The 22925-nt window shown below is 63.9% G+C and carries 27 protein-coding genes and 2 riboswitches; of the genes, 4 read left to right on the top strand and 23 right to left on the bottom strand.

All coding sequences use genetic code 11. From position 1 onward, the window contains the following. The coding region (gene gcvP, locus OOZ51_RS14420; RefSeq protein WP_265980417.1) for an aminomethyl-transferring glycine dehydrogenase at nt 1-2405 on the bottom strand (2405 nt) is incomplete at its 3' end. 51 nt (nt 2406-2456) lie between these two features. Continuing rightward, a riboswitch (glycine riboswitch) is annotated at nt 2457-2592 on the bottom strand. A gap of 1 nt (nt 2593) precedes the next feature. Beyond that, nucleotides 2594-2691: riboswitch (glycine riboswitch) on the bottom strand. 189 nt (nt 2692-2880) lie between these two features. Beyond that, entirely contained in the window at nt 2881-3420 is a 540-nt protein-coding gene (locus tag OOZ51_RS14425; RefSeq protein WP_265980419.1) for a TetR/AcrR family transcriptional regulator, read from the bottom strand. An 83-nt stretch (nt 3421-3503) separates the two neighbouring features. On the opposite strand from OOZ51_RS14425, the gene OOZ51_RS14430 reads away from it, so the two are divergent. After that, nucleotides 3504-5045, top strand: coding sequence for an MFS transporter (locus OOZ51_RS14430; protein WP_265980420.1), 1542 nt, complete (start codon nt 3504-3506; stop codon nt 5043-5045). Nucleotides 5046-5049: 4 nt separating this feature from the next. Here the strand turns inward: OOZ51_RS14430 and OOZ51_RS14435 are convergent, their stop codons facing one another. The 3 genes from OOZ51_RS14435 to OOZ51_RS14445 form a co-directional block, all read right to left on the bottom strand. Continuing rightward, nucleotides 5050-5508: an SRPBCC family protein gene (locus tag OOZ51_RS14435; protein ID WP_265980421.1), complete on the bottom strand. Its 459-nt coding sequence runs from the start codon at nt 5506-5508 to the stop codon at nt 5050-5052. Between the two features lie 8 nt (nt 5509-5516). Then, on the bottom strand, nt 5517-5864 hold the full coding sequence (locus OOZ51_RS14440; RefSeq protein ID WP_265980423.1) for an ArsR/SmtB family transcription factor: 348 nt from the start codon (nt 5862-5864) through the stop codon (nt 5517-5519). Nucleotides 5865-5936: 72 nt separating this feature from the next. Continuing rightward, the gene (locus OOZ51_RS14445) at nt 5937-6755 is read right to left on the bottom strand and encodes a sigma-70 family RNA polymerase sigma factor (RefSeq protein WP_416346388.1); all 819 of its coding nucleotides are present in this window, start codon (nt 6753-6755) and stop codon (nt 5937-5939) included. 224 nt (nt 6756-6979) lie between these two features. On the opposite strand from OOZ51_RS14445, the gene OOZ51_RS14450 reads away from it, so the two are divergent. Beyond that, nucleotides 6980-7543: a flagellar protein FlgN gene (locus tag OOZ51_RS14450; RefSeq protein ID WP_265980426.1), complete on the top strand. Its 564-nt coding sequence runs from the start codon at nt 6980-6982 to the stop codon at nt 7541-7543. A gap of 194 nt (nt 7544-7737) precedes the next feature. On the opposite strand, the gene csrA is transcribed toward OOZ51_RS14450, so the two are convergent. From csrA to OOZ51_RS14500, 10 genes are read right to left on the bottom strand one after another with little or no spacing between them, the layout of a single operon-like run. Further along, nucleotides 7738-7986 (bottom strand): carbon storage regulator CsrA, encoded by a 249-nt coding sequence (gene csrA, locus OOZ51_RS14455; RefSeq protein ID WP_265980427.1) that lies wholly within the window; start codon nt 7984-7986, stop codon nt 7738-7740. 4 nt (nt 7987-7990) lie between these two features. Continuing rightward, on the bottom strand, nt 7991-9016 hold the full coding sequence (locus OOZ51_RS14460; RefSeq protein WP_265980428.1) for a hypothetical protein: 1026 nt from the start codon (nt 9014-9016) through the stop codon (nt 7991-7993). After that, a complete protein-coding gene (locus tag OOZ51_RS14465) occupies nt 8994-11042 on the bottom strand; it encodes a flagellar biosynthesis protein FlhA (protein WP_265980429.1) in 2049 nt (682 codons plus the stop codon). The genes OOZ51_RS14460 and OOZ51_RS14465 overlap by 23 nt, the downstream gene beginning before the upstream one ends. A 55-nt stretch (nt 11043-11097) precedes the next feature. Next, entirely contained in the window at nt 11098-12213 is a 1116-nt protein-coding gene (locus tag OOZ51_RS14470; RefSeq protein ID WP_265980431.1) for an EscU/YscU/HrcU family type III secretion system export apparatus switch protein, read from the bottom strand. Beyond that, nucleotides 12213-12971, bottom strand: coding sequence for a flagellar biosynthetic protein FliR (locus OOZ51_RS14475; protein WP_265980432.1), 759 nt, complete (start codon nt 12969-12971; stop codon nt 12213-12215). The genes OOZ51_RS14470 and OOZ51_RS14475 overlap by 1 nt, the downstream gene beginning before the upstream one ends. A 1-nt stretch (nt 12972) precedes the next feature. Beyond that, on the bottom strand, nt 12973-13248 hold the full coding sequence (gene fliQ, locus OOZ51_RS14480) for a flagellar biosynthesis protein FliQ (protein WP_265980433.1): 276 nt from the start codon (nt 13246-13248) through the stop codon (nt 12973-12975). Further along, entirely contained in the window at nt 13248-14057 is an 810-nt protein-coding gene (gene fliP, locus OOZ51_RS14485) for a flagellar type III secretion system pore protein FliP (protein ID WP_265980434.1), read from the bottom strand. Before fliP ends, fliQ begins: the two co-directional genes overlap by 1 nt. A 32-nt stretch (nt 14058-14089) precedes the next feature. Continuing rightward, nucleotides 14090-14662 (bottom strand): flagellar biosynthetic protein FliO, encoded by a 573-nt coding sequence (gene fliO / locus OOZ51_RS14490; RefSeq protein ID WP_265980435.1) that lies wholly within the window; start codon nt 14660-14662, stop codon nt 14090-14092. Beyond that, entirely contained in the window at nt 14663-15409 is a 747-nt protein-coding gene (fliN, locus tag OOZ51_RS14495) for a flagellar motor switch protein FliN (protein ID WP_265980437.1), read from the bottom strand. It lies immediately after the preceding gene. Next, nucleotides 15406-16302, bottom strand: coding sequence for a flagellar motor switch protein FliM (locus tag OOZ51_RS14500; RefSeq protein WP_265980438.1), 897 nt, complete (start codon nt 16300-16302; stop codon nt 15406-15408). Before OOZ51_RS14500 ends, fliN begins: the two co-directional genes overlap by 4 nt. Before the next feature lie 150 nt (nt 16303-16452). Between OOZ51_RS14500 and OOZ51_RS14505 the strand changes: the two genes are divergently transcribed. Then, entirely contained in the window at nt 16453-16875 is a 423-nt protein-coding gene (locus tag OOZ51_RS14505; protein ID WP_265980439.1) for a hypothetical protein, read from the top strand. Beyond that, nucleotides 16872-17132 carry a hypothetical protein gene (locus OOZ51_RS14510; protein WP_265980440.1) on the top strand — a complete coding sequence of 87 codons (261 nt, stop codon included), beginning with the start codon at nt 16872-16874 and terminating at the stop codon, nt 17130-17132. The genes OOZ51_RS14505 and OOZ51_RS14510 overlap by 4 nt, the downstream gene beginning before the upstream one ends. A gap of 55 nt (nt 17133-17187) precedes the next feature. On the opposite strand, the gene OOZ51_RS14515 is transcribed toward OOZ51_RS14510, so the two are convergent. The 8 genes from OOZ51_RS14515 to OOZ51_RS14550 all read right to left on the bottom strand — a co-directional run bounded on the left by OOZ51_RS14515 (nt 17188) and on the right by OOZ51_RS14550 (nt 22881). Further along, nucleotides 17188-17901 carry a GAF and ANTAR domain-containing protein gene (locus OOZ51_RS14515; protein ID WP_265980441.1) on the bottom strand — a complete coding sequence of 238 codons (714 nt, stop codon included), beginning with the start codon at nt 17899-17901 and terminating at the stop codon, nt 17188-17190. A gap of 9 nt (nt 17902-17910) precedes the next feature. After that, nucleotides 17911-18663, bottom strand: a complete 753-nt coding sequence (locus OOZ51_RS14520) for a GAF and ANTAR domain-containing protein (protein ID WP_323054759.1) — start codon at nt 18661-18663, stop codon at nt 17911-17913. A gap of 139 nt (nt 18664-18802) precedes the next feature. Continuing rightward, on the bottom strand, nt 18803-19213 hold the full coding sequence (locus OOZ51_RS14525; protein ID WP_265980443.1) for a VOC family protein: 411 nt from the start codon (nt 19211-19213) through the stop codon (nt 18803-18805). A gap of 10 nt (nt 19214-19223) precedes the next feature. Then, nucleotides 19224-19682 (bottom strand): helix-turn-helix transcriptional regulator, encoded by a 459-nt coding sequence (locus OOZ51_RS14530; RefSeq protein WP_265980444.1) that lies wholly within the window; start codon nt 19680-19682, stop codon nt 19224-19226. A 71-nt stretch (nt 19683-19753) separates the two neighbouring features. Next, complete coding sequence (locus OOZ51_RS14535; protein WP_416346387.1) at nt 19754-20488, bottom strand: OmpA/MotB family protein; 735 nt, start codon at nt 20486-20488, stop codon at nt 19754-19756. 56 nt (nt 20489-20544) lie between these two features. Further along, complete coding sequence (locus OOZ51_RS14540; protein ID WP_265980447.1) at nt 20545-21372, bottom strand: motility protein A; 828 nt, start codon at nt 21370-21372, stop codon at nt 20545-20547. A gap of 3 nt (nt 21373-21375) precedes the next feature. Beyond that, nucleotides 21376-21630: a flagellar FlbD family protein gene (locus OOZ51_RS14545; protein ID WP_265980448.1), complete on the bottom strand. Its 255-nt coding sequence runs from the start codon at nt 21628-21630 to the stop codon at nt 21376-21378. A 141-nt stretch (nt 21631-21771) separates the two neighbouring features. After that, complete coding sequence (locus OOZ51_RS14550; RefSeq protein ID WP_265980450.1) at nt 21772-22881, bottom strand: COG4280 domain-containing protein; 1110 nt, start codon at nt 22879-22881, stop codon at nt 21772-21774. Between the last annotated feature and the right edge of the window lie 44 nt (nt 22882-22925).

Raw genomic sequence — 22925 nt, forward strand, 5'->3', positions numbered from 1 at the left:
CCTTCGCCCGTGTAGAGAACCGGGAAGTACTCGTTGAGGCGGGAGGCGATGTAGTTCGCGGCAAGCAGCGCGGACTTGGTGGCCTCGGTGAGGCCTTCGCCGCCCATGAGCTTCACGTAGGCCCAGGAAATCGGCAACACACCCGCGGAGCCATAACGCGAGGCGGAGATGGCCACGCCAGTCCCTGGCACGGAAGCGCCGTCTTCATGGGCTGCCTTGTTGGCATCGCCGGGCATGAAGGGTGCAAGGTGCGCCTTGGCCGCGACCGGGCCCACGCCCGGTCCGCCGCCGCCGTGCGGGATGCAGAAGGTCTTGTGCAGGTTCAGGTGGGACACGTCGCCGCCGAACTTACCCGGCTGGGCCAGGCCCACGAGCGCGTTGAGGTTGGCACCGTCAACGTACACCTGGCCGCCGGCTGCATGCACGGAGTCGCAGATTTCGCGGACATCAGCGTCGTACACGCCGTGCGTGGACGGGTAGGTGATCATGATGCAGGACAAGGCACGGCCGGTGGCGTCGATCTTGGCCTGCAGGTCCGCGTGGTCGATCGTGCCGTCCGCCGCGGTGGCCACCACAACCACCTTCATGCCGGCCAGCACTGCCGAGGCGGCGTTGGTGCCATGGGCCGAAGCCGGGATGAGGCAGACGTTGCGCTGGGCCTCGCCGCGGGAGTGGTGGTAGCCGCGGATGGCCAGCAGGCCCGCGAGCTCGCCCTGGGAACCGGCGTTGGGCTGGATGGAGACCTGGTCGTAACCGGTGATCTCCGTGAGGTCAGCTTCCAAATCTTCGATCAGTTCACGCCAGCCCGCGGTCTGGGAATCCGGGGCGAAGGGGTGGATCGAGGCGAATTCCGGCCACGAGATGGCTTCCATCTCGGCCGTGGCGTTCAGCTTCATCGTGCACGAACCCAGCGGGATCATGGTGCGGTCCAGCGCCAGGTCGCGGTCCGAAAGCCTGCGGATGTAGCGCAGCAGCTGGGTTTCGGAACGGTGCGTGTTGAACACGGGGTGCTGAAGGTAGTCCGAAGAACGCTCGACGGCGGCCTCCAGGGCGAAGCCCTCGCCGTCACCGGACACAGTGGCACCGAAGGCGGCGACGACGCCGCCGAGGATTTCTTCTGTTGTCGTCTCGTCAACAGAGATGCCCACCGTGTCGGCATCGATGCCGCGCAGGTTGATGCCCTTGGCCTCAGCGGCAGCCACGATCTCGGCAGCCTTGCCCGGGACGCGGACCGTGACGGTGTCGAAGAAGCTGCCGTGCAGGACCTCAAGGCCCGCGGACTTCAGGGACGCCGCGAGCGTGCGGGCGTGGTTGTGGGCGGTTTCGGCGATCGCCTTCAGGCCCTCGGGGCCGTGGTAGACGGCGTACATCGAGGAGACGATGGCCAACAGGGCCTGCGCGGTACAGATGTTTGACGTGGCCTTCTCGCGGCGGATGTGCTGCTCACGGGTCTGCAGCGCCAGGCGGTAGGCGGGAGTGCCGGCGTCGTCCTTGGAAACGCCCACCAAGCGGCCAGGCATCGAGCGCTCGAGGCCCTTCTGAACGGCCATGTAGGCGGCGTGCGGGCCACCGAAGAACAACGGAACGCCGAAGCGCTGGGTGGAGCCGACGGCGATATCGGCGCCCTGCTCGCCCGGAGGCGTGATCAGCGTGAGGGCGAGGAGGTCGGCGGCAACGGTGACAAGGGCACCGCGTTCCTTGGCGGCGGCGATCACGGCAGAGTGGTCGAACACCCGGCCGGAAACGCCCGGCTGCTGCAACACGATGCCGTTGATGTCGCCGTCGGGCAGGCCCTGGGACAAGTCCGCGATCTCCACCTCGAAGCCCAGCGCCTCGGCGCGGCCCCTCACGATGGCGATGGTCTGCGGCAGGCAGTCGGCGTCAAGGACGGTCTTGCCGTCGTGGGCCGTCTTGTTCTTGTTGGCGCGGCGCATCATGAGGACTGCCTCGGCAACGGCCGTGGCTTCGTCCAGCAGCGAGGCGTTGGCGATGGGCAGGCCCACGAGATCCTGGACCATGGTCTGGAAGTTCAGGAGGGCTTCGAGGCGGCCCTGGGAAATCTCCGGCTGGTACGGGGTGTAAGCCGTGTACCAGGCCGGGGACTCAAGGATGTTACGGCGGATCACCGGCGGAGTGACGGTGTCGTAGTAGCCCTGGCCGATCATCTGCACGGCAGTCTTGTTCTTGGCCGCCAGCTTGCGCAGTTCAGCCAGAACTTCCACCTCACTGAGGGCGTTCTGGAGCGTCAGTGCGACGTCCTGGCGGATGTCATTGGGAACCGCGGTGTCCACGAGCGAATCGACACTGTCGTAACCAACAGACTTGAGCATGATGTCGATGTCGGCCTGGCGACGGGCGCCGATATGCCGGTCAACGAACGTGGTGGAGGTTGAACTAACCGTCACGAAGGAACTCCATTACTAAGGCGGCGTGGGTACGCCACAGCTAATCGGGTTCCTCCCCGCTCTGTATTGGACCTGAGAGTTTCCGCGAATCCGTGCTTATGGGCACTGTTTCGCTTGCACCGTCGGTGAGCACAGCGTGTTCCAGTGTCGAGGACACCAGAGGGCAGCGTGCTGCTTTCCAGAGTTGCCTTGCCGCGGCGGTGCGTGGGCCTGAGAGATTCCTGGGGAGGATTTGCTCCTACGGCGCCTGCATCACTTGCCTGCAGGACTCTCCCGCCGCAGATCAAAGGCGTATTCAGTTGTGTGAATCGGATCGTGGTTGCCGGTGACGGCTGCCACAACTGTCAATTGTCCTATGGACTGCTCGCGTCCGCAAATAATGTCACCAGTCTCGCCCGGATTTCCCAACTGACTGGCATTTGTTGTCGTTTTGGAGCCTCTAAACGACACCTACTGCGAGTCAGTTGGGCACCGCTCAGTCACGGAGGCGTTCGACGGCGGCCAGCAGCGCACCGACGTCGGCGCTCCTTTCGCTCGCATTGGCTCCCGGGCCGCCTTCAAGCATTGCGTTGAAGTAGAGCCCATCGCCCATATACCGGACCGCCTTGGCCATCTCCGGACCCACTTCCTCGGCGAGCACATCCAGCCATTGTTGCTGGATCCCGGCGAAGCGCCTGCGGGTTTCCTCATGCGCCACCTCCGCGAGCCGCGTTGCGGCGACGAACACCCTGTCCATGGGGGTATCGGCCCAAAGCGAGGACTTGATGAAAAACGCGGCGGCCCCCTCGGGAGCCGCCTTCATCGCCTCGATCTCCATTGCGGCGAGCGCGTCCATGCGTTCCAGCAGGGCGCTGATCATGGCTTCCTTGTTGGGGAAATGGTAGAGCAGGCCACCCTTGGAGACCCCTGCGCGTTTGGCGACGGCATCGAGCGTGGCAGCCCGCTCCCCCACCTCGATCAGCAGGGCTTCAAAGGCATCCAGGACAGCGTCCCGGGCAATAGGTTTTCGCGGCATGGTGTCCATCATCCCCTAGTTGGATACGTCAGTGTCGATACGACAGGTTGAAACTATACCGTCCAGACGGTACAGTTATTTTCATGTTCAGCCCGTCCACAACCCAGTACCCCCGCACCCCGTCCACCCAGTCCGCCCCGTGGCGCGATTGGACTGCCCTGGCGCTCTTGATGTTCCCTGTGCTGCTGGTGGCTGTGGACAATACCGCGCTGACATTTGCCCTACCGGAAATCGCCCGGACGCTGGAGGTCGGTGGCTTGCAGCTGCTTTGGATTGTGGATGCCTATGCGCTGGTGCTGGCGGCATTGCTTGTATCCATGGGCAACCTCGGAGACAGGATCGGCCGCCGCCGCTTGCTCCTGATCGGCAGCACGGGCTTCGCCGCCGTTTCCGCAGCCACCGCGTTCGCACCGTCTGCCGAATGGCTCATTGCGGGACGCGCCGGCCTGGGCATCTTCGGAGCCATGCTCATGCCGTCCACATTGTCCTTGATCCGCAACATCTTCCCGGACCCGAACCGCCGCCGGCTTGCCATTGCGGTGTGGGCCGCGGGATTCTCCGGCGGCGCCGCGCTCGGGCCGATCTTCGGTGGCTGGCTCGTGGAACACTTCCGGTGGGGAGCCGTGTTCCTGGTAGCCGTGCCGCTGTTGCTGCCCCTGCTTGCCTTCGGCCCGTTCCTGATTCCCGAGTCCAAGGATCGCAATCCGGGCAAGCCTGACGTTCCCAGCATCGCACTGTCCATCCTGACCATGGCACCGGTGGTTTATGGCATCAAGGAGGTCGCTGTGCACGGCTTCGGCCCTGCCGCGGCAGCCTTCATGGCGTTCGGCCTGGCCATGGGAATCATCTTTGTCCGCAGGCAGCGCTCCTTGGCATCGCCCATGCTGGACGTGCGGCTTTTTGGGAACAAGGTGTTCAGCACAGCCATCATTGCCAACGTCCTGTCCCTGTTTTCCATGACGGGCTTCATCTACTTCTTCGCGCAGCACTTGCAGCTTGTGGAGGGCCAGTCCCCCATGGAGGCAGGAATCGCCATGGTTCCGGCACTGCTGGCCACCATCGTGGCGGGCATGGTGGTAGTTCCCCTGGTCAAGCGGATCCGCCCGGGACTGGTGGTGGCATTCGGCCTGACGTTGAGCGCCGTGGGTTATCTCGTGGCTGCCCTTGGCAACCATGGCCAGGGCCCCGGGTACCTTTTGACGGCACTCTTGCTGCTGGCCATCGGGGTTGGATCGGCGGAGACCATCTCCAACGACCTCATCCTGGGGGCCGTTCCTGCCGACAAGGCCGGCGCGGCCTCGGCGATCTCCGAGACAGGCTACGAACTCGGCTCATTGCTGGGCACGGCAGTGCTTGGCTCGATCCTGACGGCGTCCTACCAGCACCACCTGCTTCTTCCTGTTGAATTGTCCGGCCATGCTGCCGAACGCTCCCGGGAGACGCTCGCCGGAGCGGTAGACACCGCAGCGTCACTACCCCAGCCGCTGGCTGGCGCTTTGACCGCCGCGGCGCGTGCCGCCTTCGAATCGGGCGTCCACATCACCGCGGCGATCGGGCTGGTACTGATGGCGGGAGCGGCAGTCCTTGCCGCCGTCGTACTCCGCCGCGTGCCGACTGCGAAGTAGGCCGTCAGTTGCCTTCGACGAAGGCCTTGAGGGCATCGAGGAGACCCTCGGTGCCCTCTTTGCGGCCGTCCACATGGTCTTCGTCGGTGAAGTAGGCTCCTTGCTCGGTCAGGGCGAGGCGGGTTCCTTCGCCGTCGGGCTCCATTTCGATGGTGGATAGCGAGACGGACGTCCGCTGGCCGTTGAGATACATTTCGTAGGTGTAGACGATCCGCTCGTTCTCGACGATGTCGTGATAGACGGCCTTCATGCTGGAGACGAAGCCACCTTCAGGGCCGCCGGTGTCCGTCTCGGTGCCACCTTCGCGGAAGTCGAGGCGGGATTCGCCCTGCGTCCACTCTTCCGGGCCGACGAACCATTTCTTCTTGTTGCCGTAGTCCGAAAATGCTGACCAGACACGCGACACCGGGGCATTGAGTTTGCGTTCGAGGGTGAAGCTTGCATGCGTAATTGGCGTGCTCATGGCTACTCCTATATTGGTTTGGCGGGGTGGTTTTGATTGAGGAAACCCTCCAGGCGGTCCAGCCGGCGCTCGGCCGATGTCCGACGCAGCCCGAGCCAGGCCTCCGCCTCGCGGACCGTTCCGGGGACGATGCTGCAGCTGCGGACCCGGCCGATCTTCTCGCTGCGCACCAGCCCGCTGTGTTCCAGGACCTGGAGGTGCTGGACAATCGCCGGGAGGCTCATGGCGAAGGGCTTCGCCAATTCCGAGACCGACGCCGGGCCCTCGCACAGCCGGGCCACGATGGCCCTGCGAGTGGGGTCGGCAAGGGCGTGGAAAACAGAATCGAGATCCGCGGCGCCTTGATTGTTAAGCACATGCTTAAGTATTCGCTTAAGTCTTTCAAAGTCAAGAGGCAGGGACCTCAGCGAAGTTAGACCGCCCGCAAACTAGACGGCGCGGTTCAACGCAGCATCATGCGAATTGAAACCACGCGTAATTCCGCCGAGCGTCGCGGTGGCGAGCGTCGAGAGGTAGTCGTGCCGGCGTCGGGCAGTAATCCGCGACTGCGGCTCGAAGACTTGCTCGGGGTCATCAGCGTAGTGCGCAGAGAGTCCATCACGCATGAGCCGGATACCTTCGGCGCGCTGTTGGGACACTGCAGCGTGCGTGGAGCCAAGCTCTTCGGCGAGCTCCTTGACGGTCCTCCCGGCGAAGTAGATCTCCTCGACGACGTAGCGCATCTTTTCCGGCAGGGCCTCGACGGCGGCGCGGAGGTACTTGAGGCGTTCATCGGCCAGGACAGAGTGTTCCGGAGAGACAGTGTCCGCGGCGACGGTGTCCACGACGACGTCGTCCAGCGGCGACAGCGTCCGGGCGGCATCGGCGAGGGCAGCCTCCACGACGCTGCGCTCGACACCGAGGGCTGACGCGGTTTCCGCCACCGTAGGTGTACGCCCAAGGACGCCGGACAGGGTTTCCTGGACGGACATTGTCTCCTTGATGCGTTTGCGTGCCGAGCGGGTAGCCCAGTCGCTGGCCCGCATCTCGTCCGCAAACGCTCCAACGATCCGGCGGCGCGCAAATGCGCCAAAGGGGACTCCGAGGCTCGGATCGAAGGAATCGGCGGACGTTATCAACGCCACGGACCCTACGGACGCGAAATCGTCGCGCGACAAATGAGAAGCTCTCGCACAGAGCTCAGATACCAAGTAGCCAACGAGCGGTAAATGCTGCAGCACCAACTCGTTGCGTTCCTCGCGATTCAAAATTAGTCCCCCCATGAGACCGGAATATTGAGTTGCAAAAGCCTGATTCCAAGGATCCTCCGGCGAGCTGCTGAGACGAGGAAGCAGGCCGAAGATTACCTGGAAAAGGCACGTATTCAGTGAACATACCATCTGCCAAATAACAATGCGTGTACGCTCAAGAAAAAGATGCAAAACCGGCCGCGGGAATATGTTCCGCAGGCCAAACCAGGGAATGGGGAACCGTGGGGGCGGATGAGCTGTCAGCGATGCTGTGGCGCGAGCGGAGGCAGCTGGAACTTCTGTTGTTCCGGCTCGAAACACAGCTGCTGCACGTCCGGGCAGGCAGCTGGCATTGGCTGAAATTCACTGCTGCTGACGTGGAAAAGGTCCTGGAAAACCTTCGGTTCGACACCCTTGCCCGGAACATCGAGTCTTCAGCGGTCGCTATCGAATGGCGTGTGCCTGCGAACGCAACCCTGCCTATGATCTCTTCCGTAGCGCCTCCCGGAATCTGGCCGGAATTGCTTCAGGAGCACCACCACGCCATGGTGCTGCTGCTTGAGCAAGTCGAGTCTGCCGTCGCCGCGAACGTCGAGGCGCTCCTGTCGGGGCCAATCGGGGCTGGGGACGTGCGGCTTACGGCCGGGCAGCCCGGGGACGTTTTGGCCCCGGAGGCCACGTCCGACGCAGCCAACGCCGCGGATGATGTGATGCTGCTGGCGGAAAACGCCAATATCGAGCGGGCCCTGGCCGTGACCAGGGATTGTTCGCTGCCACTCCTCGAAGAATTCCTCGGCTTGGCTTAGTGCTTCACACGTGGCCGCCCTAGGACGCTCGCTCACCTTTGACCCTTTTTCAGCCGACGCTCCTGCAGATAAAGCGGTACGTGAGCGAACCCTCCTGCAGATATGCAGGAGGATCGGTGGTTTTTGCCTTAAAGGTGAGCGAGGGTCGGGTGGTGAGGGCTCATATGTGAGCGAGGGTCGGGACTGGCAGGGTACTAATCTGGCTTTCGTCGTGATGCCGGCGGTCGCAGCCCGGCAAGGAGCTCCTCGGCCTCGGGTCCGGCGTTCGCTGCTGCGAGATTGGCAGCTGCGATCGCCTCAACCACTTCGCGACGCTGGATGGACACCCCACGGGGCGCCTCGATCCCGATCCGCACGCCGTCGCCGCGGCCCTCCATGACGGTGATGACAATGTCATCACCAATCATGATCTGTTCGCCCGGCTTGCGTGTCAGTACCAGCATGCTCTCAATCTACCTTTCCAAACACCGCGACGCGGGCGGGCTTGCCGTCCACCCAGCCAACGGGAAGGCCGAGGCCATTGACCGTCTCCGGACTCGCGGTCTCCGCCGCACCGAAAACGGCCAGCGCATCGAGCGAAGACCGCTCGGCGGCCAAAGCTGCGGAAAGTGCCTGCACCCAGCCCTGTGTGTCATCCGCCTTCCGGGTGGCGTCGGCGACCAGCCACAGCTGGTCTGCGGCGAGGCCGGCGATGTGCGCCGCGTGTGTCACGGCTTCGCTTGGCCGGCCGAGTCCATACGCCACGAGCACGGTTTGGCCGGTGAGCACCGCTTGGGCGCGGGCCGCCGTCGCGCTCTGACGCCCCTCCACGTGGAGGTGCCCGAACGCGGTCAACTCACCCGCCGTCCGGACGTCGGAGCCGCCCTCCGAGATCGACATCTCCAGCGCGGGGCCCAAGGCGTCGTCACTGAGGCCCAGCAGGACGATGAGGTTGCCGCTGCCGGTTAATGGGACCGGTACTGGCACCGGCGCGGGTACTAGCGCCGCGACAGCGTGCCCGACGACGGCGGCCGGCAATGCGGTCAGCATCCCTTGGGGCCTCGGTTCAGTTGCCGGTGCCTGGAACTCCTTTCCCAGCTGCTCCAAGAGTCCTGCGAAATCCGGCGAGTCGGTCGAAACGGCTGCCGCGGGCCGGTGGAGGTCCGCTTCAGCCGCATCGGCCTGCTCAAGCAGCGCGGCGATTGCGGGCCCCTGCAGCGCGTGCGCCTCCCCGCCGGAGTGGGCATCCCAAGTAACTCGCAGTTGTTGTCGTTCTGAGCCGTCAGAACGACAACTATTGCTAGCTAGTTGGGTGGAACCCTCTGCCGGAACCTCGATGGTGGCCTCGTAGCGATTGGCGGCGAAGAGCCCGGCGATTCCCGGGTTGGTGACTTTCTCGGCGGAGACGATCCGCGCCCCGGGCCCGTACTGCTGCTCGGCCTTCTCCCGGATGACCTCCAGGGATGCACCTTTAAGCTTGTATTGCTTCGGCATGGCGGACCACCCCCACGGTTTCGATCTGGATATTTGCGGAAGACACTTCGCGGTAGGACAGCACGGGGACGCCGCCGTCGGGAGCCGCCACGAGGCGCCGGACAGCGGGACGCAACGCCGGCGCACAGACCAAAACGGCTTGCCGTCCGGCGGCCGCCGCCGTTTCCACGGAACTCTTCACGGAGGCCAGGACGGCGTCCAGGCGCGCTTGGCTCATGACGATCTGGGTGCCCCCTTCCGCCGGACGCATGTCTTCGAGCATGGACTGTTCCAAGAGCGGATCGATCATGATCACATTGAGCACCGAGCCGTCCAGGAACTTGGCTGCGAGCGCGGGTCCCAGGGATTGCCGGGCGGCTTCCACTAATGCCTCGGGTTCGGTGGAAACCTTGGCGCGCAGGGCGAGTGCCTCGTAAATCCGCGGAAGGTCGTTGATGGGAACCTGTTCTTCGAGGAGGCCTTGCAATACCCGCTGCACTTCGGCAAGGGACATCAGTCCGGGGATGAGTTCCTCGACGGCGGCAGGGCTCTGCTTGCGCACGCCTTCGGTCAGCACGCGGACGTCCTCGCGCGTGAGAAGCCTTGCTGCGTTGGCGGAGACGATCGATGACAAATGGGTCACCAACACGGAAACCCGGTCGATCACGGTTGCCCCGGTCATTTCGGCGCTGTGCCGCATTTCCGTGGGGATCCACTTTCCTGCCAGCCCGAAGACCGGTTCCACGGTGGAGATGCCCGGCAGGGCATCAAGGTAGTCGCCGAGGGCGAGTAACTTGCCCGACGGCGCCGTGCCGCGTCCTGCTTCGACGCCGGCAATGCGGATGGCGTAGTTCGCCGGTGGCAGCTCCACGTTGTCGCGCGTGCGGACGGGCGGAATCACGATCCCCAACTCCATGGCGATCTTGTGGCGCAGTGAGCGCACGCGGGCCAGGAGATCGTCCGAGGCACCGGAGACCATGTCCACAAGGTCCGGAGCCAACAGGATCTCCACGGGGTGGATGCGCATGTCCTGCATGAGCCGCTCGTTGGGGTCTTCTTCGGAGCTCAGGCTGGCTGCTTCCTCGGCGTCCTGCTCCTCGAGTTGCTTCTTTTGCTGCGCTGCCAAGCGCCGGGAAGCGAACAGCAGGAAGGCACCCACCAACAGGAACGGCAGGATGGGCATGCCGGGGATGAGCGCCATGGCCACGGCGGCCAGTCCTGCGATGAGCATCGCGTTGGGTGACTGCATGAGCTGCGAGGACGCCGTACGGCCCATGTCCTCCTCGGCATTGGAGCGGGTGACGATCATGCCCGTGGACACAGCCATGAGGAGGGCCGGGATCTGCGTGACGAGCCCGTCGCCCATGGTCAGCAGGCCGTAGGAGTTCAGTGCGTCGCCCACGTTCATGCCGCGCTGCAGCACACCGATGGCGATGCCGCCCACGAAGTTGATGATGATAATGATGATGCCCGCGATGGCATCGCCCTTGACGAACTTCGAGGCGCCGTCCATGGCACCGTAGAAATCGGCCTCGGCGGACACCTCGGCGCGGCGCTTGCGGGCCTGGGAATCCGTGATGAGGCCGGCGTTGAGGTCCGCGTCGATGGCCATCTGCTTGCCGGGCATGGCGTCGAGGGTGAATCTTGCCCCCACCTCGGCCACGCGTTCGGCACCCTTGGTGACCACCACGAACTGGATGACCACCAGGATCAGGAACACCACTGCGCCGATGATCATGGAACCGCCCACGGTGACCTTGCCGAAGGCGTCGATCACTTGTCCGGCGAAGCCCTGCCCCAGGACCAGCCGGGTGGAGGCGACGTTGAGTCCCAGCCGGAACAGCGTGGCCACCAGCAGCAAGGACGGGAACACCGAGAAGTCCAGCGGCTTCTTGACGAACATGCTGGTGAGCAGGATCAGCAGGGCAAGCAGGATGTTGCAGACGATCAGGAAATCGAGCAGCGGCGCGGGCACGGGAACCACCAGCAGCAGCACGATGCCTACGATTCCCACCGGCACGGTGAGCCTGGCGAATCTGTTGTTCATTGCTGTGTCCTGTCCCGGGTGGAGTGGCTGCTGGTCTTGGCTTGGATGCTGTGGCTCATGCGGGGGCTCCGGCCGGTACGCCTGGAGCAGCTCCGGCAACGCCCGGCATACGGTGCATTCCGCGTGCCGCTCCCCTTGCCTTGAGCGACATCACGAACGCCAGGACTCCCGCCACGGCGCGGTACAGCTCCACGGGGATTTCCTGGCCCAGCTCACAGGCCGAGTGCAGCGCCCTTGCCAGCGGGATGTCCTGGACCATCGGAATCGATTTGGCTTCCGCCTCTTCCCTGATGCGGGCAGCGATGACCCCCGCTCCCTTGGCCACAACGCGCGGTGCCGCCTTGCCGGCGTCGTACTTCAGCGCAACGGCGACGTGCGTCGGGTTGACGAGAACGACGTCGGCGTCTGCGATGGCGCCGATCATGCGGTTCCGGCTCATGGTCAGTTGGCGCGAGCGGCGCTGCGACTTGATGAGGGGATCGCCGTCGCTGTTCTTGTTTTCGTCCTTGATTTCCTTCTTGGACATGCGCGTCTTCTTGCGGTTGCGGCGCATGACGACGAAGATATCCACGGCCGCCAGGGTCAGGCCCGCCAACACGGCGAACTGGACCAGGGACCCGATGCCGCCTGCCGCCGCGGAAAGGACGCCGGACACCGGCAGGCCCCCGGCGGTGAGCAGCACGGGGATGAGGCCCTGTACCACCGCGTACAAGACAAGCCCGACGACGGCGGTCTTCAGCAGCGCTTTGAGGCCGCCCCACATTGCCTGGCCGCCGAAGATCCGTTTGACGCCACTCACCAAGTTGAAGTGCTCAAACTCTGCCCGGAACTTCTTGAAGTGGATGCCGCCCTGCAGCGCTGATCCCGCCAGGACCACCACTATGACAACCACGAACAATGGCCCCAACACTTGGGCCAACGAACCGAACCCGGCTTCAAGGGCTGCGACGGCCTTGGCGGGCTCGGGGTGGGCAATCGCGCCGCGGACGCTGAACAACTGGTCCGCCGCTGCGTTGGAGGCCCGCTCGATAGTCGATGGAATCATCGCCGCGGCCGAACCGACGGCCAGCCAGGCGGTGAGGTCCTGCGAACGGGAAAGCTGCCCCTTGGAACGGACTTCCCGCATTCGTTTGTCAGTCGCTTGCTCGGTCTTTTCCTGTGAGTCCGACATCAGCCCACCCCCATCAGCGTACTTGCCGTTTGTTCGGCGAGCATGGCCACGAGTCGTGGCAGGGCCAGGAAGAGGAACCCGGCGAGCGCCAGGGTGATGAAAATCTTGAGCGGGAAACCCAGGGAGAAGGCGTTGAGGGCCGGGGCAACGCGAGTGAGGAGGCCTAGTCCGATGTCGGCGAGCACCAGGACAACCAACAGGGGCCCGGCGATCTGCACTGCCGAAAGGAACATTCCCGTGACAGCGGAGACCATGGCTTGCACGGGCTGTGCCAGGTCCACTCCTCCGGCCAGCGGCAACGCAGTGAAGCTCCCTGTCAGGCCGCCGATCACCAATTGGTAACCGTCAGAGGCAAAGAGGAGCGCGAGCGCGGCCATTTGCATCAACCTGGTGAATTGGGCGCCATTGACCATCATCTGCGGATCGAAGCCCTGGGCCATCTGGAAGCCGCTGAAAAGGTCCAGCAGGCTGCCTGCCGACTGGATAGCCGCAAAGACCAGGGAAACGAGGAAGCCCAGGACCAGTCCGGTCACGAGCTCCAGGACCACACCGGTGATGAATCCGGCGGTGTCCTTGGGGGTGTAGCCCACCGAGAGCCGCTGGGACACGGCCAGTCCCAGGCCGAGGCCCAGCATGGCCTTGATGCGTGCCGGTATGGAGTGGTGGGAGAAAGGAGGAGCCACCAGGAGAAAAGCGGTCATCCGGATGGAGGCCAGCAGGAGGACCTCCAGCCCGGATTGGGTGATGGGGAGCTCCACTTCACGCTCCCCCGATCAGCCCGGGGATCCGGGCGAAGAGCTCGTTGGTGAAGGAGACCATCTCCGTGATCATCCAATGCCCGCACACCACCAAGGCCACGGCCACGGCCACGGCTTTGGGCACGAAGGACAGAGTTGCTTCCTGTAGTTGGGTGATGGACTGCAGGAGGGAAATGGCCAGTCCCACCACCAGCGCGGTGACCAGGGCTGGCGCGGCAAGCTTTGCGGCCACGATCATGGCCTGGAGGCATATGTCCAGGACTGCGTTGGTATTCATCAGCCGCTCGAATAGCTCTGGATCAGGGCGGTAATCACCAGGCCCCAACCGTCCACCAGGATGAACAGCAGGATTTTGAAGGGCAGGGAGATCATCACCGGCGGAAGCATCATCATGCCCATGGACATCAGCACAGCCGAGACCACCAGGTCGATCACGAGGAACGGGATGAAGATGACGAAGCCGATGATGAACGCGGCCCGGAGCTCGGAGATCATGAACGCCGGGATGAGGGTTTGCAGCGGGACGGACTCCGGGTTGGCAGGATTAGCCAATTTGGCCGCGCGGGTCATCAGCGCGATGTCTTCCTGCCGGGTGTGGGCCACCATGAAGTGCTGAAGCGGTGCAGACCCGGCAGAAACGGCGCCGTTGAAGTCCAACGTCCCGTTCAGGTAGGGCTGGATTCCGACGTTGTTGATCTCCGAGATCACGGGCCACATGACAAACAGGGACAGGAAGAGCGCCAAGCCCGCCAGGACCTGATTGGGCGGGACGGATGGCAGGGACAAGGCATTGCGGGTCATGGCCAGCACCACGAAGATCTTCGTGAACGAGGTCATCATCAGCAGCAGGGCCGGGGCGACGGAGAGCAACGTGACCCCGATCAGCGTCACCACGGCGGTGGAAGGCTTACCGTCCAGTCCGTTGATGTCGATGCTGACGTTGCCGCCGGACGGCTGGGCCGGGGCCGTGGGCGCGGTGGGTGGCGTCGGGGCGATTGGTGCCGCGTGTCCGGCGGACACGCCCAACCACAGGAACAGGGCCGTCAGCAGCAGCACGCAGAGAACTGCGAGCAACATTTTGGCCATGCGGCGGCCATCGACAGTCCCAAAATTCAGGATCAATTGCGGCGTCCCCTGATGGCCTCGGCGGCCTGCCGCCAGGTTGAACCGGCAAGAATGGATCCGTGCAGGGGTTGTGGTTCCTTGTTCAGCTCACTGCGGCGATGGATCTCGCTGCGGCGCGTGAGTCCGTTGGCCTGGGGGTCAGTGGCTTGGGGCCTGTTGTCCGCAAGTTGCGCGCCGCCGGCGTCGCGGAAGATGTCGGCGAAGCTCTCGGGTGCCGGAGAGCGCTCCGGCACCCGTTCCTGGCGCTCGGCAGGGACCGGGGCCGGCCCCGGAAACGGAGCCTCCGCCGTCGTAATTTCCGGAAGCTCGACCGGGACGTCGCTGGTGTGCAGGACATTGATGGCGTGCTCGGTGACGCCCAAAAGGAATCGTTTGTCGCCGGCGTCGACCACCACCACGGAGGCCTTTTGACCGACGGTCTGCCGGCTGACCACCGTCAGGGTGGTGTTGGCCCGGCGTCGGCCTTTGCCCTTGCCCTTGAGAAGGCGGCGCTGCAGGAACCATATGAGGCCCAGCACCGCACCCAGGGCAACGAGCACACGCAGCCCGAGGATAAGCGAATCCATCTAGTAGATTCCCTCGGCGACGTCGAGGATCCGCGTGATGCGCACAGCGTAGTCCTGGTCCACGACAACAACTTCTCCGTGGGCGATCAATCGGCCATTGAGGAGAACATCCGCGGGTGCGCCGGCCGAGCGGTCCAGTTCGATCACTTTGCCCGGTTCCAAGGCGAGGGCGTCGCGCACGGACATGCGGGTGCGGCCGATCTCGACGGTGAGGGCCATTTCGACGTTGCTGATCAGCCCGAGACGGGAAGAAACGGTACTGGTCTGGCCGGCACGTGCGGCCGGAATGTCCTGCACGGTTCCGTGTTCACGGACCCGCACGGCGAACCAGCCGAACGTCTGCCCGCCGTCGCCGGCCAGGGACTGCCGCAGTTCAAAAACGGCAGTGTGGGAGTCGGAGAGCAGCCCCGCGGCATCTTCTTCGCGCAACTCTCCGAGCACTCCGGCGTCGAACGCCTCGGCTGCTTGTTCCATGGCAGGGCGCAGGACGTCGACGGCGGAGACCGCTCCGCCGGGCAAGGCACCTCGGAGGGCACCGCCTGCCGCGGCAAGGAAGGAACGGTCCACGAGGATGAGCGCGAAGTCCGCAGTCATGGCGCCCACGAAGGTGGCCGTGATGGCGAGTGGTGCGTACGGCGCGGCTGCCTGCGACGGGACAATGCCGGAGACGTGCAGCGCGGCAGGAGTCGGCAGCTGGGCGGCCAGTCGCTCCGCTGCCGACTCGTGCAGGGTCAGGGTGATGCTCATCGCTGGTGCTCCTCGATTGTGACGATGACGGCGGCTGCACGTGAGCCGTTGCGGGCCGGGGCGGCAGTGGCAAGCCGGGTGCCGTTGATGGCGACGTCGAACGGCCGGTTCTCTAGGTGCGGCAGCGGAATGACGTCCCCGACGGCGAGGCCCAGGATCTGCGCCGGCGTCACCGGAGTGGGGCTCAACTGGACAGCAATGTCTACCGGCACCTGGGTTACTTGGGCGCGGACCAATGCCTCGGCGTCGCGGCTGTGGACAGTCGGATTCACGTCGCCGAGTCCTGAAAGGAGGACGTCGGCGGGAATCGCAAGGCTGGCGGCGGCCAGGCCTTCGCCCACCTTGACGGTGAACGAGGCCACGATCATCAGCTCCGCCGGGGCCGCGGCCTGGGCGAACTGGGAGTTGTACTGGATGACGTCCATGCGCACCGGGGTAGTCAGAAGGGCGCCCAGGGAATAGCTCAGGTCCTCGAGTCCGTCTTCCACCATGCGGCTGATGAGCGCCTGCTCGATCTGGGTGAATTTCCGATCCGGAACGGCCGTCTCGGCGCCTCCGCCCAACATGCGGATCACCCAGGAGAGGGCCGCCGTGGCTGGAAACTGCATGACGAGCCGCGATTCGCTGCCTTCAATGCGGCACAACACCATCGAGGTAACGGAAGGCAGGGAAGCCGCGTATTCGTCATAGCTCTGCATGATGAGCTGTTCCAGGGTCGCGGTGGATTTCACGCGGACCTTGGCCGTGAGCTGGGTTCCCCATTGGCGGGCAAAAGTCTCGAAAGCAACTTCCAGGACGCGGCTGTGCTGGCGCGGCAACGTGGTGGGCCTGCGGAAGTCGTAGACGTCCACGGTGCGCTGCCGTCCCGCCGATTGATCTTCCTGTTCACTCACGGTTGCCACTATCGGCAAGGAAAGGGCGGGCGTAAGGGACCAATTATTGGAGCCTTTCCGAGTGGTTAGATGTCGGATAAGCTTGGTGTGTTGCCCCAGACCCTGGCAGCGCCATTTTTCGGTGCGCGCTCCAGGAGGACATTGCAAATCATGCCAGGCGAGCCCAGCACCCGTACCGCCTCTATGGAGGGGCATCGCCCCTCCATGCCGGCCGCAGTCACCCCTGCGCCGGGCCAGTACCCCCGCCCCTCTCCCGCCAGGCACCCCTCCACCGCACCGGACTCCGGAATTTGGCGAGATTATCCGTTGGCAGAGATCGAGGAGCTCATCGCGGAGTTGAAAAGGAAGGTGGCCCGCTTTGCGTTGTTCCGGTCGATCCAACTCGCGGATGAGGCCTCGGAACCCGGAAACGCGGATGCCTTTGAATCGATGAATGACGCCCTTGAGGATATCTCGGCGGCGGCGCTGGGCATCGAATTAGCGTCCCACCAAGAATTTCTACGGATTCGTTCGGTCGCAAGACCGGACCTTAACGTACCGGGAACCAACAAGGAGTCAGGAACTGCAGCATGATCAGCACCATTGAGGCCGGCCGGACGTTTTTTGTCGAGGCCAATAACCCGCTAGAGATCGAACACGATCTGAACGCCGCAGTGGACGCAGCGCTCATGCACGCCATGCAAGATGGCAGGCATGGGATTTTGGTGACCCGGCACGGGCACTCGAGCTTCACCGTCGCCGTCAGCAGCAAAGTCCCTTACGGAGAGACGATGGAAGAGAACGGGCCCGCCTGGAGCCCGGGAAAAGCGGAAAACTCCGGGCCCTCCTAGAACGCCGGGCCCTGCTAAAACGTCGGCCCGCTACAACGTCGGACGGCCTTGCCGCCTATAGAATCAGGGTCCGTTCGATGACGCTCGCCGCCGTGTCATGCAGACTCTGGTTGTTGGCGCGAGCAAAAGTGCGTAGCCGGCGGAATGCCTCTTGCATGTCCACTCCAGCAGTGTAGGCAATGACCCCCTTGGCCTGTTCGATGAGGACTCGGCTGTTCAGGGCGCGCTGCAGCTGTTCGTTGATCACCGCCGATTCGCGGATGGTGCGTTCCTGCAGGATGCTGATGGTCGCAACGTCTGCCAGCGCTTGGCCAATGGCAACGTCCTCCGGGGTCAGGGCGCCCGAATGTTCGCCGAAAAGGCCCATGGCTCCGATGGTTCTGCCTTGAACGCGCATCGGTACCGCGTGGACGGAACGGAATCCCTGTGACAGGGCGGCCGCCTGGAATTCTGGCCATTGGCCGCTCAAGGCGCGTATGTCCTCCACGATCACCAGTGTTCCTGTCCGGTAGCACTCAACACAAGGACCGGAGCCCGCCTGCAGCTGAAGTATTTCAACAAGCTGGCTTCGTTCGCTGGTGGAGGCAAGAACCTGCAGCTCGCCGTGGGGATCGGCAAGCAACAACCCCGCGGCGGCGGCATCGAGCAGATCCACGGATGCCTCGACAAGCGCGTGGAGCAAGTCCAGCACGTCGTAGTGTGCAACCAACGTGTTCGTGATCCTTACGAAGGCCGCGCTGACGCGCTCGGCGCGGCTTATCGTCACCATATCGCCATATTACTGCAGACCAGGACCGCCGTGGGGGTCATTCCCCGGAACAAAACTCAAGCGTCCCTGCAGCACTGCATCGGCAGTTTGACGCAATGACAGCGCATGCGCGAATGCGTGGGCGCGCATCAACAAAAGTGCGTCCGCAGCGGAACTCCCTGATTGTGCCAGGACCATTCCCGTGGCCTGGTGGATTTCCCGCCGGGACATCAACGCGGTTTCCACGGCGGGGTCCGTGTCGGGCGAGTTCACCATCAGGACCCGTCGCAACAAATGCCACGCCGTCTGGCCGGCGAGCACCGACGCTGTCGCGAAATCGGCGTAGCTCAGGCTCCCCGGTTTCGTATGGTGGAGCTCCACAACCCCCAGATCCAAAGCGCCGACGGTCAGCGGGAACACAAAGAGCGCCGCAGCTTCGGTCTCCAGGATTGCTTTGCTAAAAACCGGCCACGAGTACGGATGTGAGTATCGGACATCGGGGACCAGAACGGGGAGCTTTGTGTGCAAGGCTTCCCACCTGGGACCTTCCCCCAAATCAAACTGCAGCTCATCAAGCCTGGCCGCCAGCCTATTGCTCGCGCACACAAGGGTCTCCGACGCGGCCCCGCCGAACATGGACACGGCAGCACCGCTCACTGGTAGCTGACTCAGAAACGGTGTACATAGCTCAGCGTCACCGGAAGCTCCCGGTCCAACGCCGAAGTCAACCATGGAACACACTTCGGTGGAACTCGGAGAGTTCCAGGGCGGCGTGTGCAGCATCCATGGTGAGCCTCAGATCCCCGATTCATCCTGTGCGGCAGCACCCGGTTTCGCGCGGAACCGGAACAGCTGCTCTTCACCGCTAAGAATAGACCCATCATGCCTGGGCATGATGGTCAGGCATTGGTCGAGCGGTTGCCTAAGCTGCTGGTGCCTGCGAAATCCTGACCATGTTGCCCGAAGGATCCCGGAAGGCGCAGTCGCGGGGACCCCATGGCTGGTCGATTGGCTCCTGCATGACCTCCGCGCCGGACGTCCTGACCTTCTCGAAGAGCGTATCGACGTCGTCTGAGCGAAAGACAATTGGCCCCAGGACGCCCTTGGTGAGCAGCTCCTGGAGGGAATCGCCGTCGGCCTTGGAACGGCCAGCGTGCGGCTCAGAGAGCACGATTTCGACACCCGGCTGGTCCGTGCTGCCGAGCGTGACCCAGCGGAATCCGCCCTGTGCGACGTCGTTGAGCACCTCAAGGCCGAGGGCGTCCCGGTAGAAGGTGAGAGCTTCGTCGGGATCGTTGACAGTGATGTGTGAGTACTGCAATGAAATAGTCATGGCAACGACGCTAGTCCGCGACGGCGGCGAGCGCTTCTCGAATCCTGCTCTCTTCTTTCCGGCCAGGTTGCTCGTCCCGTCTGGGACGGGTGCGGATCTTAGCCACGCAGGCGGGCATTGCGGCCACTGCGAGGTGCTCCCGCGCGCGGTAGGTGCTGGGAGTCACCCCTACCAGTTCAGTGAACCTTGAACTGAAGGAGCCAAGTGAGGTACATCCGACTTCCATGCACGCGTCGGTGACGTTCATTCCGCCGCGCAGGAGCGCCATCGCGCGCTCGATCCGGCGGGTCATCAGGTAGTTGTAGGGGGTCTCGCCATAAGCGGCCCGGAATTGCCGCGAGAAGTGCGCGGGTGACATGTAGGCATGGCTGGCCATGGTCGGCACGTCGAGGGGCTTTGCGTACTCACGGTCGATCAGGTCACGCGCCCTGCGCAGGTATGTGAGCCTGGCAAGATCCTCCGGGGTCATGCCACGAGCGTACCTCGGCGCGCTGGTCATTTCCACGGAGCGCGGTGTCGTCCCGCTACAGGCGCGCAGGCCTACTGGCCCGCTCTCGCCTTGAGTGCCTCCGGAATCAGGGCACGGACCACTTCGGGTTTGTCCGAAAGTACGACGACGTCGACGCGGCGGTTGAGCTCCATCAGCGCCTCGGTGGAGTCGTCGTTGACCTGCCTGGCCGAGCCGAACGCGACCGCCCCAATGTGGCCTGCCGGGATCCCCCCATGGTCCACGAGGTACCTGAGGACATTGACGGAACGCGCGGAGGAAAGCTCCCACGTCGAGGGGTAGGAGGTGATTCCGTTGGCGGCGTGGCCTTCCACCATGACCTCAAGGCCGGCGCTGACCATGGCGGGTGCAATGGTGCCAAGGACCTGGCTGGCGCGGGCAGTGAGCTCCGGCCGGTCGGGTTCGAAGAAGGTCTGTGATCCCACGAGTTTTACGGTGAGTCCGCGTTCGCCGATCTGGAACTGCACATTGGCCCCCAGCCCCGCGGCGTCGAGCTTTGACTTCATGTCGTCGCGCAAAGCGGTGAGCCGGTCCACTTCTTTGAGAGCCAGGTCCAGGGAAGAGAATCCTTGGGCGTCGGCGTGGGTGAACTCAGGCGGAACCACGGTGCCGGTGGCTGTGTCCACCTTCTGGCTGGCCACGGTGCCGAAACCTGTGGCCAGCGAATTGCGGAGTTTATCGAATTTGGTCTGGTCCACGGTGGACATGGCGAACAGGACGATGAACATGCACATGAGCACCGTGACCATGTCCATGTAGGAAGCCATCCAGCGTTCGTCGACATGCTCCTCCGCCGGAGGTGAACTGCGGCGGCGCCGGGACCTCATGCGGCCTTGGACGAAGCGAATTTGCCGGGGCGGCCGTCGTCGTCGGTGCTCTTCTTTGCGGATTTCGCCTTGCCGAGCCTGTCGGCGGGGACCATGGCACGGAGCCGCTCGGCGAGCAGTAGCGGTTGGGTCCCGTTCTGCACTGCCAGCATGCCTTCCATCAGCAGCGTCATGCGTTCGATTTCCAACTCGGACAGGCGCTTGAGCCGCGAGCTGAACGGCAGCCAGATGAAGTTCGCTGACAACAATCCCCAGAGGGTAGCCACGAATGCCGAGGCGATCATGGGTCCCAGGTGGTCGGGCGAGGAAAGGTTCTCCAAGACGTGGGTCAAGGACACCACCGTGCCAATGATGCCGATGGTGGGTGCGTATCCACCCAGGCTGGCGAAGAATTTGGCAGAGACGTGGTCGCTGCGCATCTTGGTGTCGATCTCGTCTTCCATGAGGATGCGCAACTCTTCGGCATCGGTGCCGTCGGCGATGTTCTGGAGGGCCCTGGCCAGGAACGGATCCTTTTCCTGGGCAGCTGCCTCTTCCAGGGAGAGCAGCCCTTCGCTGCGGGCCTTCTCGGCAAAGCCGATCAGCTGGTCGATGCTGTCCTGCGGCTTGTCGGTCCTCCCCTTGAAAGCCTTGGGCAAGTCCTTGAACGCCCGGATGGTGTCGCGGAACGTGTTCCCGGCCAGGCCTACGGCCAAGGTGGCACCGAAAACCAAGACCATGGGCGCGGGAAGCAGGAGCGCCATGAGGTTGGCGTCTTCAAGGGTCACCATGGCGACCACGGAGCCGAAGGCCAGGAACAGGCCGATAATAGTTGAGGGATCCATGGCCTACCTTCCGTCCGGGTCCGGTGTCCGCACGAGGCTCAAGGGATAGCCCGTCACAGTGGGGAGATCTTGTGCCCGCCGGAGGATGTAGGAGCGGTAATTCGCAATCAGCTCCACCACCTCGGCGAGGCTCTCCTGCACTACGTAAGCAGCGCCGTCGAGGGTCACCAGGTGGGTGTCCGGGCTTTCGTGGATCCGTTCAATGATGTCCGGGTTCACGGCAAAGCGGGTGCCGTTCAGGCGGGTGACAACGATCATGGGCCGTTTCTGCTTTAGCTAGGAAGGCGCTGTAGGGAGGGTGGTTCAGTTCCTACTGTCGGCCGGAGGCCCGCTCGCGTTAGCTTGCCGCCGAACTGCGTCGCTCCAGTCACCCCATCAGCCCAAGTCCACCATCCTCGGTCAGGACTTTCGGACCAAGCGGGAAAGCGCCATGGGAAGAGTCAAAACGGCGACGGCGGGAACGATCCACCAGATGCCTCCGGCGCCTGCGGCGCTCAGTGCGGCAGTGACTGCGAAGGATGCGGCTACGGCAAGGGCCACCCTCCAGTCATCGCCAATGATGAAGTCGTACCAGAACAAGCCGAAGCGTTTCAGCGATTCCACCGCTGAGGTTTTGCGCGGACCGTCGAGGGCAGTCGCCGCGGCGGCCACCGTGCGGGTTTGGGCTGTTTCTGGGTCACCGGTTTCCAAGGATGCTCCCGCCGGAAAACCACCGAAGGGAATACCACCAGCGAATCCCAGGGCGGACTGGTTTGGCATGGACACCGTAGCAACCGTGGACCTCAAAGGACGGCGCCGAAGCAGCGCCACGATGGCCAAGGCAATGACGGCAAGCCCTGGAATGATGACCAGGAGCGAAATATCAGCTACAGGCCAAACGGCCCCGGCACCCTCGGCGCCCCAAAAGATGCCGAAGCTTGTCAGCATGATGCCCACGATGAACTTCATGGTGTTCTCGGGCACCCGGGAAAGGGGTCCGCGAACGATGATCGCCGCAACGGCTACGAGGACAACTGCCGCTGCCGCTGCCCACGCCGCCAGGCCCAGTTGGCCCTGGATGTTGCCGAAGGTGACCACGATGAACGCAACTTCCAGTCCTTCGAGCAGTACGCCCTTGAAGGAAAGAGTGAAGGCGTACCAGTCGCTGACCCCAAAGCGGGACACCCCGGTCGCGGACTGTGCCGCGGCAAATTCACGCCGATAGATCTCGTCCTCGTCGTGCAGGGCCTTGTGGCCGCTGGCGCGCAGGATGGCCTTGCGCATCCACTGAAGCCCGAAGACAAGCAGGAGCCCCCCGACAATGACGCGCAGGAAATCCAAGGGAATCAGGGCGATCGCCGGTCCGAAAACGATGACGACGGCGGCCAGCACCACCAAGCCGGCGCCGACGCCGGAGAGGGCCGAGCGCCAGTTGCGGGCAGTCCCTGCGGCCAGAACGATGGTGGCGGCTTCCACGGCTTCGACCAAGCAGGCCAGGAAGACGGACAGGAGCAATGCAGTGGTATTCAAGGGTGTCGCTCTCTTTCGGAGACGTAAATGTAACCGCTGTTAGA

It is taken from the genome of Arthrobacter rhizophilus, from assembly GCF_026241105.1.
Taxonomy (GTDB): Bacteria; Actinomycetota; Actinomycetes; order Actinomycetales; family Micrococcaceae; genus Arthrobacter.